We start from the raw sequence: 14,642 nt of genomic DNA on the forward strand, positions 1-14,642 counted from the left end.
GGTGGGCTCCGCCATGGGCGAGATCGCGACTCCGCCACTGTGCGGCGACTCACGCGCGCTGGCCAGTTTCTGACCAGTGGGGGAGGTCATTTCATGGGTGACCTGTGGAGTTGTCTGTCTCCACCCGCCCATGAAGCGGCTCCCACCCACGCCCAAGGCCACCACTCCCACCAGCGTCAACAGCAGGCGTCGATAGGGATGGGAATGCAGCCGTCGCGCCTGGCCCTCCAGCGTGGCGTGTCTGGGCGAGGTCCATGGCGCGGGACTCGGTGGTGGACGCAAGGTGCCCAGCACCGTGGCCCACAGTTGTTGCAACCGGGCCCGTGCCTTCGATGGAGGCTTGCGCAGATGTGATGCCCACTCCGGACGGCGCACGCGGCGCAGGGCTTGCGACGGCTCGCCGTCCACCGCGACGAGCGGAGGCTCCGCCCAATCGAAGAGGGGCTCATCCCAGGCCTCGCCGGGTGTGTCTTCCAGGGTGGCGACCAGCGTCGATGCCAGCTCCGCGCCACTCTGGAAGCGGCGCGTGGGGTCCTTGTCCAGCATCCGCTGGAGGAGGGCGTCGAGCGCGGGCGGCGCGCGGGGATTCACCGTGGAGGGCGCGGGCGGCTCCTGCGAGGTGATGGCGGCGCACAGCACGTCCGCCGGCCAGTCGGGGAGGAAGGGGTAGTGCCCGGTGGCGGCGCGATACAGACAGACCCCCAACGCATAGAGGTCATCGGTGGCCAATGAGGTGTAGCGGGCATCCGGGTGGCGCCAGTGGCGCTGGTGGAAGCGGATGGCCTCCGGGCTGCGCAGGTAGAGCGTCCCCGGGGGCAGGGGACCCGTGGTCAGCGTGGGCGCACCCGTGTACACGCCCGCGCCCAGGTCGATGAGCACCGGGTCTCCCTCGGGGGTCCTCAAGAGGATGTGCTCCGGCTTGAGGTCCCGGTGCAGCACGTCCCCCGCGTGCAGCGTGTCCAGCGCCAGGGCCACGCGACGGAGCGTCTCCAGGAGCTGTCGGAAGGTGGGGTTGTGGTGGTCCGCCCAGACGTGGAGCGGAGGCCCGGGCACCCAGTCCATGACGAAGTAGAAGTGGCCGGTGACGATGTCCGGCCAGCGGCCACAGGCATGGACCGCCACCACGTTCGGATGCACCGCGCGGTCCAGCAAGAGGGTGAGCTCGCGCAACGCACGGCCCTCCGACGCGTCGCGGGCCAGCTTGAGGGCGAAGTAGCGCCCCGGCGCGTCGGTGGGCTCCACGCGATAGACGACGCCATAGCCCCCCAAGCCCAGCCGCTCGATGACGCGCCATCCGCCCGTGATGACGAGGCCCGGAGGAAGGGCGTCCGGATTCATCGATGGGGTCCGCGTGCTCATGGTCGTCAGAGGTCTCCTGGAAGCCGCTGAACCTAGCAGGTCGAACCCTCGTCGTGTGACCCGCCATGGTGGGTCACCGGCGGACAACTCCCAGGGCAGGGCTCGACGTGCCCGCGCGACATGGGGCGGAAGCCTCCAGGAGCCCGGCACCAGGCGCTCGCCGACCCGCAGGCCCGCTCCCCTCCAGCCCTGGCGTCCCCGACCTCGGCCGGAGGGCCCCCAGGGGGCGTTGTTCTCCACTGGTCGCCCGGCCGCCCCTCACCCGGGGAGGCGGAAAGAAGCCGTGCGCCGAGCCGTGTCTAAGGGTATAGACAAGCCCTTCATGTGTCCCATGGTGAAGACCGAAGACCTCATCGACGCACAGGGCGTGGCCGGGCTGCTGCAACTGCGCCACTCCAACAGCGTCAGCACCTATCTGCGCCGCTACCCGGACATGCCCCGGCCCATCCTGGACCTGGGCACGGGACGTCCCCGGTTGTGGCTGCGTCCCCAGGTGATGCGCTGGCTGCGCGCCCGCAAGTCCGACACGGTCCACACCGGAGTTGAGTGATGACCACCGCCAGTCCCCGTACCCCTCCCGCCGTGCTGCCCGGTCCCAATGACGTCTGCTGGTGCGGCAGCGGCACCAAGTACAAGAAGTGTCACCGTGGCGCCGACGCCGTCGAGGCCCGCAAGAAGGGCCCCGAGGTGGCGCGCAATGGCATCCGGCCGGGCATCATCAGCCCCCGCCGCGATGTGCCCCTGAACATCCCTCGTCCGGACTACGCCGTGTCCGGGCGGCCGCTGCGTCGAGGCGGCGGAGACTCCGACATCAAGACGCCGGACGTCATCGCGCGCATGCGCCGCGCCTGCAAGGCCGCCGCGGAGGTGCTCCAGGAGGTGGCCAGCCACGTCCGCCCGGGCATCACCACCGACGAGCTGGATGCCATCACCCACGAGGCATACATCCGCCGGGGCGGCTATCCGAGCACGCTCAACTACCACGGCTTCCCCAAGTCGCTGTGCACCTCCGTCAACGAGGTCATCTGCCACGGCATCCCCGACAGCCGCGCGCTGGAGGATGGGGACATCGTCAACCTGGACATCACCATCTTCCTGGATGGGGTGCATGGGGACTGCTCGGCCACGTACTTCGTGGGCACTCCGCAGCCGGAGAGCGAGCGACTGGTGCGCGTCACGCGCGAGTGCCTGGAGCTGGGCATCGCCGCCGTGAAGCCCGGTCGCCCCATCAGCGACATCGGCCGCGCGATTGAGACGCACGCCACGAAGAACGGCGTGAGCGTGGTGCGCGCCTACTGTGGCCACGGCATCGGCGAGACGTTCCACACGGCCCTCCAGATTCCGCACTACTACGAGCCGGAGGCCGACACCGTCATCCAGACGGGCATGATTTTCACCGTCGAGCCGATGATCAACCAGGGCGGCTGGGGCCACCGCACGTGGGACGACGGGTGGACCGCCGTCACCGCCGACGGCACCCGCAGCGCGCAGTTCGAGCACACGCTGCTCGTCACCGAGCAGGGCGCCGAAATCCTCACGGTGCCCTGAGCCGTCCTCCGCCGCACGAGGCCCCCTGCACACCAGGGGGCCTCCTCGGGCACCTACGGTGTTCCCACGTCGCCCCGCGGTCCGAGCCCGCCGTGTGAAGGCAGACAGTCTCCGGCTCGCGGACTTCCCGACACGAGGGCTTCATCCCTGTCGCGGAGTCGACGCCCCCGTCAAATGGCCTCCCAGCCTCGTCCGGACGGTGCGGTATCACCTGCGCCTGGCCGGGGCTCGACGTGTCTGGCTTTCGCGACGCGGAGCGCTCCGACGAGGGACTGTCCACGCGGTTGTGTCGCCGGAGGCGCGCCATGGCACTCGATATCGCTGTCGACCCCCAGTCGCTCAAGAGCGTCCAGGATGTCATCCAGACGCTGGAGGGGACCTTCCAGGTGGACTTCATCCCGGGCGTCCTGAAGAAGCTGGAGGAGAAGCTGCTCGTGGAGCGCGCGGCGTTCCGGGTGAATGAGTCGGCGCAGCGGTACGAGCTGGACCTCTACTTCGGACTGAAGGCCCCCGAGGTGGAGGACTCGCGGGAGCCTTTCTTGAAGGTGGGGATGAGCATCACCATCCAGCCGGAGGTCGTCTCCCGGGGGCGCAGGCCCGCGCGGTATGACGGCACGCTGGAGGTCCCGCTCTCCGGCGAGGCCGTCACCCACGTGCCGTTCGCGCTCTATCTGAAGAGGAGCCTCCGATAGCGCTCCCGCTGTTTGAATAGCAACAGCAATCAGCCTGCCAGGGTGATTGTGAGTTTGATGCCACGCGGCAACAGTGCGCGTGGGCCCATCGTGGTGTGACTTCGCGTCATTCAGAGGGCCCATGAATCCCTTCAGTCCTGAAAGGAATCGTTCCCATGAAGAACTGGGTGACGTTGTGCCTTGTCTGCATCGCTTCCGGAGCCTTCGCCGCGGACAAGACTCCGCCGGCCAAGACGCCTCCTCCCTCCACCACGAAGCCGGCGCCGGAGTCCAAGGCCGCCGAGCCCAGGACGCTCACCATCGAGGAGGACAAGGCCGCGAAGCAGGAGCCGAAGAACAAGAAGGTGGACACCAAGGCCACCGAGACCGCCAGCAAGCCGCTGCTGTAGCCCTGACTCGAAACCCCACGGAGGGCAAACCCCATGAAGAAGATGATGGCGGGATTGTGTCTTGTCTGGCTGTGTCTGTCCCAGGGAACGGCGCAGGGTGCCGAGGACTGCATCAAGACGATGAATCAGGGCTCCGCCACGGTGAAGCTCGGATTGTATGAGCAGAGCTGTATGTCGATGTCCTGGACCGGAGGGGTGATTACGTCGGACGTCACCTACAACTGCTGTGGTCCCAGCGCGACCATTCGCATCAACGGGACGGACTGGAATCGGCTGCTCGCCGAGGGCAAGCTGGATGGCTTCCGCTACCAGAAGGCCGATACCAGCAGCAATGGCTCGACCACGCTCTACTTCCGGAAGGTCGTCGGGAAGGAACTCACGAACATCGCTCCCGAAGACTTCTTCAAGTAGCGGACGTGTGCCCACGGGTGGGGCGGCATGCACGCCCGTGGGACTTGCCGAGCGAGGCGTCGTGGACACCCACTTCCTGCACGGAATCAATCCCTTCCTGTTCCGCTTCTCGGAGACGCTCTCCCTTCGCTGGACGGGGGCGGCGTACCTCGTGGGCTTCCTGCTCGCGTTCGCGGTGCTCCGGCGTCAGGCGGCGCGAGGTGAAGGCCCTGTCGCGAAGCAGGAGGTGTCGGGCTTCGTGCTCTACGCCAGCCTCTTCGGGGTCATTCTGGGCGGACGGCTGGGGTACGTGCTGCTGCACCAGTGGGATGATTTCTCCCGCGACGGCTCCGTCTTCTTCCAGTTCCGACAGGGGGGCGCGTCGGTGCTGGGGGCCGTGCTGGGAGTCCTCGCCTTCTCGGTGTACTTCGCGCGCCAGCAGCGACGCCCGTGGCTCCAGGTGACGGATGCGCTGGCGGTGCTGGCGCCGCTGGGGTTCTTGCTCGCGTACCTCGCGGTGTTCATGGAAGGCGCGCCGCTGGGGCAGGCGACCTCCGTGCCCTGGGCCGTGCGCTTTCCCGCCGAGGTGGGGATGCCGGGTTTCCAGCCCGTGGTGACGCCGTCTTTCGACGTGGCCACCCTGGCCTATGCGCCGGGGCATGAGGTGGCGGCGCTGGCGCACTCGGATGCGACCTTCCTCGCGGAGCTGCACCGCGTCCTCCCCGCGCGGCACCCCGTGTTGCTCTATCAGGCCCTGCTGGAGGGACTGCTGTTGGGCGGTGTCCTGCTGGCGGTGCGTGCGCTGTGGCGCTCGCGGCCCGCCGGGCTGCTGAGCGGGCTGTTCTTCGCGCTGCAGGGGGGCCTGTCCCTGGTCGGTCTCCTGTTCCGCGAGGCCCAGCCGAACCTGTCCTTCGCCGCGCAGCTCGAGCAGGGGGTGCTCCCACCCGTGCTGATGCTGGGGGTGGGGGCGGCCTTCCTCCTGAGTGTGCTGGGCCAGCGTCCGGACGCGGTGGGTGTGCCCGCGCCCATGAAGCTGGAGGGGTGAGACTCAGGAGGGACAGGGAGGCGGGTGCGCGCCCTTCGTGAGGCGGAAGCGCGCCGGCCTCAGGGCCTGCACCACGATGTGGCCTGCCTGCTCCAGGCGCAGCGTGGCGCCGGGCTCCAGCACGTAGTCCGTCGGGTCCGCGTCGAGCGTGAGCCAGAGCCGACCCTCGGTGCAGGTGAGCGTCAGGCCCTCGGTTCCTCGCACGCGCCGACTCCAGAGCGCGCCCTGGAACAGTCCGAAGCAGCCTGACTCCGCTTCCGGGTGTGCTTCCGGCTTCAAGTGACTCCACAGCGTGCTCCACCAGCTCCGCCGCGTCAGAGCGAACATCGACTCCATGGCTCCATGACCTCCTTGCGCGTCGCAACATGCGCCCTGTCGCGGGAACAGAACAGATGCAGCCGATTGTCATTGTGACCAGTACAGTCCCGGGGTGGGAAACTGTACCGGTCCGACATGCGGTCAGGTGTATCTGGGCAGCGGGCGTCGGGCCCGGTACCGATACAGGTCCCGGGACGGCATCTCGACGGAGGTGGCATGGGCGCGCTGGCACACAAACCGAAGCTGTACGAGCAGGTGGCCGAGCGACTGGAGGAGGCCATCGCCGCGGGGACGCTGCGAGCGGGGGACCGGCTTCCCTCGGTGCGCCAGCTCAGCCTGCGTGAGCGGGTGAGTGTCTCCACGGTGCTCCAGGCGTATCTGCACCTGGAGTCGGTGGGGCTCATCGAGACGCGGCCGCAGTCGGGCCACTACGTGCGTCGCCGCGAGCGCCCGCGTCTCGCCGAGCCGCAGGTGTCCCGGCCCGCGACGAGCGCCACGCCCGTCACCATCAGCGGGCTGGTGTCCCGCGTGTACCAGGCGATGAGGGCCCCTCGCATCGTCCAGCTCGGTGGGGCGTGGCCCGCGCCGGAGCTGTTGCCCACGCGCAGGCTGTACCGGGAGTTGAACGCGCTCACGCGCGAGGCCGGTGACGTGGGGGTGCTGTACGACGCGCCGCCGGGGTGCCCGGAACTTCGGCAGCAACTGGCGCGGCGCTCGCTCGACTGGGGTGGGGCGCTGGCACCCGAGGACTTCATCATCACCTGTGGCGCGGCGGAGGCGATTCACCTGTGCCTGCTCGCCGTGGCGCGCACGGGGGACACCATCGCGATTGAGTCTCCCGCGTACTACGGCACGTTGCAGGCCATCGAGTCGCTGGGGCTGAAGGCGCTGGAGATTCCGTGCTCGCCGCGACATGGGATGGAGCTGGATGCGTTGGAGGCGGCGCTGGAGCGGCGGCGCGTGGCGGCGGTGCTGGTGGTGCCGAGCTTCAGCAATCCGGTGGGCAGTTGCATGCCGGAGGCGCGGCGGCGTCGGTTGGTGGCGATGCTGGAGGCGCGGGGCGTTCCGCTCATCGAGGATGACTTGTATGGCGACCTGCACTTCGACGCGGAGCGCCCGCGCACGTGCAAGTCCTTCGACACGTCAGGGAACGTGCTGCTGTGTGGCTCGTTCTCGAAGACGCTCGCGCCGGGGTTCCGCGTCGGGTACGTGGCGCCGGGGCGGTTCCGCGAGCGGGTGGAGTTGCTGAAGTTCTCGCACACGATTGCCACGGCGTCGTTGCCTCCGCTCGCGATTGCGCGGTTCCTGGAAGAGGGCGGGTATGACCGGCACCTGCGCTCGCTGCGCCGCCATCTCATGTCCCAGGTGGAGAGCATGGCTGGGGGCGTGGCGGAGTATTTCCCGGAGGGGACGCGGGTGGCTCGGCCGTCGGGGGGCTCGTTGTTGTGGGTGGAGCTGCCGCCCAAGGTGGACTCACTGGCGTTGCATGAGCGCGCCATCGAGGCGGGCATCAGCATCGCGCCCGGGCCCATCTTCTCCGCGCGGCCGGACTCATATCGGAATTTCATCCGACTGAGCTGTGGTCAGCCGTGGACGCCGCGAGTCGAAGCGGCGGTGTCCACGCTGGGGAGCCTGGCGCGCAGCCTCGCGTGACGGGGCTTCAGCGAATGAAGAGGAGGCCCAGGCCCTGGCGGGAGGCCTTGTCCAGGGCGTGCGTGGCCGCGTCGAGCGCGCGCGCCGGGTCGCCGCGTCGCGCGAGGGACAGCTTGCGCTGAAACCAGGCGCGCAGGCGGGCGGAGCGGAGGAGGGGCTTGTAGTCGGGGGCGCCGGCCAGGTGCTCGCGCAGGCCCTCGCGAAGCTGGCGGACCTCGGAGCCCGTCCAGAAGCCGAGGGCCGGGTACACGCGCTTGAAGCCACGGCCCATGGGTCCATCCTTTCCGGGCATGCGGCCCGAGACGGTGAAGCGCCAGAGTCGCTGGATGGGCTCCGGGCAGGATGTGCCGACGACCGCCTCCGCCGCCTGGAGGTCGTACTCGCTGGGATGGAGCTGCGTGGCCAGCTCCAGGGGTTCCCCTCGTGTGTCCTCGTCCAGGTGGACGAGTTCGTCCGCGAGCACGTCGAGCAGGTCCCAGACTCCGTCCTCGAGTCGCTCGGGAAGCCGGGTCACGGTGTCCGCGCCGTGCCGGGACAGGTGGTCCATCAGCTCCAGGAGCAGGACGTCGTCATCGTCCTCCTCGGGGTCCTCCAGGCCCTCGGCCACCGTGGCGCGCATGGCTGCGAGTCGCGTGGGAGTCAGCACACCGGCGAGTCCCTCGGGGGGAGTCAGGAAGAAGGAGACAGGGGCACGCATGGCCTCTGTGTACACCGCCTCACGGCGGGTCGCGCGGGGTTGGGACGCCAACTGTGCCAGGACGAGTTCGCGGAGCGACTCGCCCGGCCACGAGTGGCTGCCTGTCGCCTTGCGCGGGAGGTATTGCCTCCGGAGTCATTCCTGCCTCGGGTCTCCCTTGGGAGGTGATGCCAGACATGTGAGGGATTGGTCCTGCTCGGGCTTCATGTCATTCTGCGGACCGAAGTCCCCCAGCCGCATTCACGCTGAATCAGGAGTGTCCCATGCGAAAGACCTTCCTCGCGGTCGCGTTCGTAGCCGGGTTGTTGACGGGTTGTGGTGGAGCGGAGACAGAAGAGGCGATGGACACGCAGGCGGTCGCACAGCCGTTGGATGCACGCGCGGCCTGTCTGGAGGCCTGCGCGGTTCAGAGCGGCAGGTGCTGGCAGAACGCCACCACGCCAGCGGCCCAGGCGTGGTGTCAGACGATTACCGAGCGCTGCCCCCTGAAGTGTGAGTAGTCCCTGACGGGGCGCGGGTTCGCGATGCCTCCAGGGCCGGGCCAGGGGAGACAGACCATGGCCCGGCTCATGCGAGTGTCAGCAGTTCAGGTTGATGCGGATGAAGTCCACCATGGACTCGTTCTGCATGCGGAACTGCAGCATGTCGCCCACCGAGGTGATGGGGAGCGGCATGCACAGGAAGGCGGTGTTGCCCGGGTTCCACGTCGGGGTCAGCGCGGGCGTCACGGCCGTGTTGGCGATGATGGGGAAGCTGTAGGTGCCAAAGTCCGTGTCGTGCACGGTGATGGTGTCGTTCTGAGGGGTCGTCGGAAGCGCCCGGGAATAGGCGCAGAGCGTCAGCGTGCAGAACGGTGTCTGGGTGAAACAGCTCCGAAGTCCGTGCCGCAGCGTGGCCACGGTATGACGGTTGGAGGTGGCGTCATCCAGCGTCTTGAGCTGGCTGGCCGGGATGCCGTTGGCCGCGAGGTAGGTGACGAACTCGGGCATCGCCGTGGGGGCGTAGGGCAACGGGTCCGGTCCTCCGCCGAAGTTGTCGGCCGTTCCGAAGGTGACGGACATGTTCGGGGTGCAGACGGTCTGCTCGGCCTCACCCAGGGCGTCGTCACCGAGGGTGGGCTCCTCGGCGGAACCACAGGCGGTCAGGGCGAAAGGCAGCAGTCCCAGGGCAAGCAGCGCGGAAGCGGAACGGGGCATGGAGGTCCTCCGGGTCGAGTGGGTACGGCGGTTGTGAAGCCGTGCAGGGCCGTCGGAGTGTCATATCCCGCACGGCCTACGAGTGAAGCCTGCAATAACGCCAGGCGCGAGTCCACGACGTGGTGCATGGGCTGCTCTTCGGCTGCTCCATGCGGCAGGATGCCGACGTCGTCGTCATGTCCAAGGATTCCTGATGAACCGTCTTCCTGTACGTCTCGCGCTGCTCCCTCTTCTGGCCACGCTGCTCGCGGGCGGTACCCAGGCGGCCGACCTGAAGGTGACGACACTCACGGTCATCCCCAAGCCTGATGCGGAGCACCCCTATCCGCAGGACGTCATCCAGATGCCGTTCATCACCCACGACAAGCCGGAGGTGGCCGCCAATATCAATGACCGCCTGTTCATCGCCCGGTTCAAGGCGCTGGCGCCAGCCAAGGCGGAACCTCGACTGCCAGCTCAGGAACTCGACCTGGCGGGCCTGGCCGGTCAGGAATTCGGAGTGAAGCGCAACGATGCGCGGCTGCTCACGATTGGATTCAAGGCCGAAGTCTGCGGCGCCTACTGCGAGACGGACCATGTCGCCTTCAGCTTTGACACACGGACCGGCCGCCTGCTCAATCCGCAGGAGTTGTTCACCCGTGCCGGAGTGCATGCGCTCATCAAACGCATGCAGAAAGAAAAACAGCGCGTCTACCGGGCGCAGATGGCGAAGCATGAGAAGGAGCTGAAGGCGTCACGCAAGCAGAAAGCTGATGGCGAGACGCTTGACGACCTGGAGGCGCGCATCGCCCTCAATCGCGAGTGTCTGGCCAGCAATGAGCAGGATGCAGAGGCAGCGTCCGCCAGGACCTCCTTCGATGAGCGCTGGGAGTTCAAGGCGGAGACAGCCGTTCTGACGGCGGAGCGCTGCAGCAACCACGCCTCGCGCGCGCTCGACGACGTAGGCGACGTCAGCCTGTCACTGCCGTACGCCACCCTGCGTCCGCATCTGACGGCCTATGGCAAGAGCGTGCTGCTGGGGGAAGGCCAGGCGTTGTCAGGCGATGTCTTGGGTCAGGTGCTGCGCGGTCGTATCGGCAAGCAGCCGATTGTCATGGTGCTGGAGAAGCAGTACGACAACTCGGTGTCCGGCGTGTACTTCTACGAGAAATATCGCAAGCGGATTGAGCTGAACGGCCAGGAAGAAGGCGGGAAGCTCGACCTGCAGGAGCAGGATGCGGACGGCACCCCGGTGGCGAGTCTGCGACTGGAGGTTGGCAACAACCACCTGCGAGGTGAATGGCTGGGCAAACAGTCCTCGCAGGTGGAGCTTCGCGCACCCTGAGTCGGATGGAGAGGGTGAAGGCCACGCCGATATCTGGCAGTGGCGCTGCCCCGCCCCAGGTCAGAGGCTGGGATAGTCGATGTAGCCCTTGGCTCCGCCGCCGTAGAGCGTCGTCTTGTCGAGCCGGGCCAGGGGCGCGTTCTCACGCAACCGGCGCACGAGGTCCGGATTGGAGATGTACAAGCGGCCGAAGGAGACCAGGTCCGCTCCCGCCTCGACGGCCTTGCGCGCGAGCTCCCCGTCGTAGCTGTTGTTGACCATCCATGCCGCTTTCCCGCCCGCGTCGCGATACGCCTTCTTCAGCGCGGCGTAGTCGAACGGACGGTCCGCCAGCTCACGCGCTCCCCCGGTGGCGCCCTCGATGATGTGGACGTAGGCGAGGCCGAGCTTCGCCAGCTCCCGCACGACGGACTCGAAGAGCGGCTGCGGGTTGGCGTCGAACGCGTCGTTGGCGGTGGTGACGGGGGACAGGCGGATGCCCGTGCGTCCGGCCCCCACGGCGTCAATCACCGCGCGCGTGACCTCCAGCATCAGGCGCGCCCGGTTCTCGATGCTTCCACCGTAGTCGTCCGTGCGCTGGTTGGAGCCCGTCTTGAGGAACTGGTCGAGCAGGTAGCCGTTGGCGCCATGAATCTCCACCCCATCGAAGCCCGCGACCTCCACGGCGTCGCGCGCGGCGCGCGCGTAATCACGAACAATGCCGGGGAGCTCCGCCGCCTCCAGCGCGCGAGGAACGGAGGTCGGCTCGAACGTGGGGACTCCGCTCCTGAACAACACGGTCCGGGTGTTGGCGACGACGGCCGAGGGAGCCACGGGCGCTGCGTTGCCCGGCTGAAGCTCCGTGTGGGATACGCGCCCCACATGCCAGAGCTGGGTGACGATGCGGCCCCCGGCCTCGTGCACGGCGTGGGTGACTTTCTTCCACGCGGCGAGCTGCTCGGGGGCGTACAGGCCGGGCACGTCGGCGTAGCCCTGCGCCTGGTGGCTGATGGCGGTCGCCTCGCTGATGAGCAGCCCGGCGGAGGCGCGCTGGGCGTAGTAGGTGGCGGCGAGGTCCGGAGGGATGGCGCCGGGCGAGCGGTTGCGCGTCAGCGGCGCCATGACGATTCGGTTGGCGAGCCGCAGGTCGCCCACGGTGATGGGGTCGAAGAGAGTAGGCATGTTCGTGTCGTGAGGGGAGGAGGGGAGGCGCAGCGTAACGGCCTGCGTTTCCCGTCACCACACGAACCCCAACCTGGAGGTCTCCATTGACCTGGCGGTTGGATGCAACCGAGACACACGTGTCAGCCAGTCCCGAGACGTTTTTCACGCCCGTGAGGCCGTGAGAGACATTCGGGGTCTTGTTCTTTGTCCTCACGGGTGCTTGGTTCCCGAGCTGTTTTGAAAAGGGGGACTCACTCATGAATCGTGGCACGAGACGGATGTCTGGCATCGCGGCGTGGTGCGGGTTGCTGTGCGCGCTGTGGATGGGGGGATGCACAGGAAGTGCTCCGGAGGAGACGACACCCGAGTCCGCCTCCGCGCGCGCCGCGGAAGGCTTCTCTCGTCAGGGAACGGTGCTGGCGGGGCGCAACCACTCCCTGGCCCTGCGCTCGGATGGGACGGTGTGGTCCTGGGGTGGCAATACCTTCGGACAACTGGGCAATGGCACGACGCGCTCGCGTCCGTTCCCCGTGCGGGTGTGGCGCTTGTTCGACATCCGGGCGCTCGGCGCGGGTGAGCTGCATTCGCTGGCGCTGAAGTCGGATGGGACGGTGTGGGCGTGGGGCAACAACATGAGTGGACAGCTCGGGGATGGGAGTATGACTTCGCGGCCCGTGCCCGTGCCCGTGCCTGGACTGACGAACGGCGTGGCCATCGCCGCGGGCTTCTCCCACTCCCTGGTCCTGAAGTCGGATGGAACGGTGTGGGCGTGGGGCAACAACGCGACAGGACAGCTGGGGGATGGGACGACGACGCGAAGGACGTCGCCCGTGCAGGTGCAGGGCCTGTCCGGGGTGATGGCCATCTCCGCGGGCAATGTCCATTCACTGGCGCTGACCGCGGATGGGCGCGTCTGGTCCTGGGGCGGCAACGCGGACGGACAGCTGGGGACCGGAGACCTCACGGGCCGCACCCTGCCCGCGGCGCTCCCGGGCCTGACGGGCCTGACGTCGGTATCGGGCGGAGGCTCGCACACGGTGGCGCTGAGAGTGGACGGCACGGTGTGGACCTGGGGCAAGAACGACGAAGGACAGCTCGGCCTGGGGTCGACTGGCGTGAGCCTCGTCCCCACGCAGGTTCCGGCGCTGAGCGGTGTCGAGGCGGTGGTGGGCGGCGGGCAGCACACCGTGGCGCTGAAGGGCGATGGGACGGTGTGGGCGTGGGGCAGCAACGCGAGGTCGCAGCTGGGTGATGGGACGATGCTCCAGCGGCTGTCGCCCGTGCAGGTGCCAGGCCTCACGCAGGTCCGGGGCGTGTCGGCGGGCGGCGGACAGCACTCGGTGGCGGTGAAGGCGAGCGGCGAAGTCTGGGCCTGGGGTTCGAACAGCGACGGGCAGGTGGGCGACGGGACGTATCTGATGAAGTCGGTGCCCATCGCGACGCGCGCGTGGCTGGAGCGAGTCGAGGCCTCGGGGGGGCAGAGTCATTCCCTGGCGTTGAAGGCGGACGGCACTGTCTGGTCCTGGGGCAGCAATCTGTATGGGCAGATGGGTGATGGGTCGACCGAGTCGCGCTGGGGGCCCATCAAGGTCACGCTCCCGGGGCTGCCCCTGGTGGGCTCGGTCGCCGCCGGAGGAGTGCATTCGGTGGTCCTCAGGGAAGACGGCACGGTGTGGTCCTGGGGTTACAACGGCTACGGCTCCGTCGGAGATGGGACGACGACCTGGCGAAAGCTCCCGGTCCAGGTCCCAGGCCCTCTGGTGGCCGTGGCCGTGGCCACCGGCATCCGTCATTCCCTGGCGTTGAAGGCGGACGGCACGGTGTGGTCCTGGGGTGCGAACTCCGCCGGACAGTTGGGCGATGGGACGGCACTCAACCGGACCCTGCCCACCTATGTCCCGGGGCTGTTGGGCATCGTTTCAATCGCCGCGGGTGAGGCGCATTCGTTGGCCGTGAAGTCCGACGGCACGGTCTGGACGTGGGGCTATAACAGCACGCTCCCGATGGAGCTGGACCCCGAGGAGCCGATTGGACCGGGTCTGGTGGCCCCGACGCAGGTGCAGGGGCTCGCGGACGTGGTGGCCGTGGGGGGCGGCAACAGCCACTCCGTGGCGCTGAAGGCGGATGGAACGGTCTGGGCCTGGGGCAACAACGATTCCGGGCAGCTGGGGGATGGCACCTTCGTGTCGCGGATGGCGCCGGCCCAGGTGGTGGGGCTGTCGGGGGTGGTCGCCGTGTCCGCGAATGGGGCGTTCTCCTCGGCGCTGAAGGCGGACGGGACGGTGTGGACGTGGGGCGGGAACTCGCTCGGGCAACTGGGCGGGGGCGTCTCCGCGTCGCGGCCGCTGCCCGCGCAGGTTCCGGGGGTGTCCAATGTCCGGTCCCTGATGGCGGGCGGGACGCATGCCCTGGTGATGAAGGACGACGGGACGCTGTGGTCCTGGGGGCACAACTATTACGGCCAGATTGGTGATGGGGTGACCGACAGGAAGGCGAGCCCTGTTCCCTCGTTGGTGCTTCGCTCGCGTGGGGTGGCCGCGGCCACTCAGGTCTCGATGGGATTGACTCCGGACGGCAAGGTCCAGACCTGGGGCGTGAACACGTGGGGGCAGTTGGGGGACGGAAGCAGATTCACCCGGCCGGAGCCCATCGAGGTGCCTGGGCTGACGGGGATGGTGGCTGTCTCCATGGCGTATTCCCATGCGCTGGCGTTGAAGTCAGACGGAACGGCGTGGGCCTGGGGGTCGAACTCGAGTGGAACCTTGGGAGACGGGACGCGGACCCAGCGCTTCAATCCCGTGCAGGTGATGCCCTCGACCCGGTTTCTGTCCATCTCCACGGGGTCCGCGCACAGCATGGCCCTGGCGGAGGATGGGACGGTGTGGGCC

Annotated in this window: 15 protein-coding genes; 10 read left to right on the forward strand and 5 right to left on the reverse strand. The window is 68.2% G+C overall.

Annotated elements, in window-relative coordinates; genetic code table 11:
• Positions 1–1,359 (reverse strand): serine/threonine-protein kinase (locus tag HR086_RS35880; RefSeq protein WP_174467872.1); only part of this gene is annotated, 1,359 nt, incomplete at its 3' end.
• Positions 1,360–1,690: 331 nt separating this feature from the next.
• Between HR086_RS35880 and HR086_RS35885 the strand changes: the two genes are divergently transcribed.
• The 6 genes from HR086_RS35885 (at position 1,691) to HR086_RS35910 (ending at position 5,423) form a co-directional block, all read left to right on the forward strand.
• Positions 1,691–1,909 carry a hypothetical protein gene (locus HR086_RS35885; RefSeq protein ID WP_174454334.1) on the forward strand — a complete coding sequence of 73 codons (219 nt, stop codon included), beginning with the start codon at positions 1,691–1,693 and terminating at the stop codon, positions 1,907–1,909.
• Positions 1,909–2,907 (forward strand): type I methionyl aminopeptidase, encoded by a 999-nt coding sequence (gene map, locus HR086_RS35890; RefSeq protein WP_141640379.1) that lies wholly within the window; start codon positions 1,909–1,911, stop codon positions 2,905–2,907. The genes HR086_RS35885 and map overlap by 1 nt, the downstream gene beginning before the upstream one ends.
• 305 nt (positions 2,908–3,212) lie before the next feature.
• Positions 3,213–3,599 (forward strand): hypothetical protein, encoded by a 387-nt coding sequence (locus HR086_RS35895; protein ID WP_141640380.1) that lies wholly within the window; start codon positions 3,213–3,215, stop codon positions 3,597–3,599.
• Between the two features lie 155 nt (positions 3,600–3,754).
• Positions 3,755–3,988, forward strand: a complete 234-nt coding sequence (locus HR086_RS35900) for a hypothetical protein (protein ID WP_141640381.1) — start codon at positions 3,755–3,757, stop codon at positions 3,986–3,988.
• A gap of 33 nt (positions 3,989–4,021) precedes the next feature.
• The gene (locus HR086_RS35905) at positions 4,022–4,399 is read left to right on the forward strand and encodes a hypothetical protein (RefSeq protein ID WP_174467873.1); all 378 of its coding nucleotides are present in this window, start codon (positions 4,022–4,024) and stop codon (positions 4,397–4,399) included.
• Between the two features lie 61 nt (positions 4,400–4,460).
• Positions 4,461–5,423, forward strand: a complete 963-nt coding sequence (locus HR086_RS35910; RefSeq protein ID WP_174467874.1) for a prolipoprotein diacylglyceryl transferase family protein — start codon at positions 4,461–4,463, stop codon at positions 5,421–5,423.
• Positions 5,424–5,426: 3 nt separating this feature from the next.
• Here HR086_RS35910 and HR086_RS35915 read toward each other — a convergent pair whose 3' ends face one another.
• The gene (locus HR086_RS35915) at positions 5,427–5,759 is read right to left on the reverse strand and encodes a DUF2917 domain-containing protein (protein ID WP_254624189.1); all 333 of its coding nucleotides are present in this window, start codon (positions 5,757–5,759) and stop codon (positions 5,427–5,429) included.
• A 198-nt stretch (positions 5,760–5,957) separates the two neighbouring features.
• Here HR086_RS35915 and HR086_RS35920 point away from each other — a divergent pair, with 198 nt between their 5' ends.
• Entirely contained in the window at positions 5,958–7,394 is a 1,437-nt protein-coding gene (locus HR086_RS35920) for a PLP-dependent aminotransferase family protein (RefSeq protein ID WP_174467875.1), read from the forward strand.
• Between the two features lie 7 nt (positions 7,395–7,401).
• Here HR086_RS35920 and HR086_RS35925 read toward each other — a convergent pair whose 3' ends face one another.
• Positions 7,402–8,091, reverse strand: coding sequence for a hypothetical protein (locus HR086_RS35925; RefSeq protein WP_174467876.1), 690 nt, complete (start codon positions 8,089–8,091; stop codon positions 7,402–7,404).
• Between the two features lie 263 nt (positions 8,092–8,354).
• Between HR086_RS35925 and HR086_RS35930 the strand changes: the two genes are divergently transcribed.
• Positions 8,355–8,591 (forward strand): hypothetical protein, encoded by a 237-nt coding sequence (locus tag HR086_RS35930; protein ID WP_174460643.1) that lies wholly within the window; start codon positions 8,355–8,357, stop codon positions 8,589–8,591.
• Positions 8,592–8,669: 78 nt separating this feature from the next.
• On the opposite strand, the gene HR086_RS35935 is transcribed toward HR086_RS35930, so the two are convergent.
• A complete protein-coding gene (locus HR086_RS35935; RefSeq protein ID WP_174453817.1) occupies positions 8,670–9,287 on the reverse strand; it encodes a hypothetical protein in 618 nt (205 codons plus the stop codon).
• Between the two features lie 193 nt (positions 9,288–9,480).
• On the opposite strand from HR086_RS35935, the gene HR086_RS35940 reads away from it, so the two are divergent.
• Complete coding sequence (locus HR086_RS35940) at positions 9,481–10,611, forward strand: hypothetical protein (protein WP_174467877.1); 1,131 nt, start codon at positions 9,481–9,483, stop codon at positions 10,609–10,611.
• Positions 10,612–10,671: 60 nt separating this feature from the next.
• Here HR086_RS35940 and HR086_RS35945 read toward each other — a convergent pair whose 3' ends face one another.
• On the reverse strand, positions 10,672–11,772 hold the full coding sequence (locus tag HR086_RS35945; protein WP_174467878.1) for an alkene reductase: 1,101 nt from the start codon (positions 11,770–11,772) through the stop codon (positions 10,672–10,674).
• Between the two features lie 260 nt (positions 11,773–12,032).
• On the opposite strand from HR086_RS35945, the gene HR086_RS35950 reads away from it, so the two are divergent.
• Positions 12,033–14,642 (forward strand): RCC1 repeat-containing protein (locus HR086_RS35950; protein ID WP_174467879.1); only part of this gene is annotated, 2,610 nt, incomplete at its 3' end.

Origin of the sequence: Myxococcus sp. CA039A (assembly GCF_013336645.1) — a bacterium.
In the GTDB taxonomy this organism is placed as follows: Bacteria; Myxococcota; Myxococcia; order Myxococcales; family Myxococcaceae; genus Myxococcus; species Myxococcus llanfairpwllgwyngyllgogerychwyrndrobwllllantysiliogogogochensis.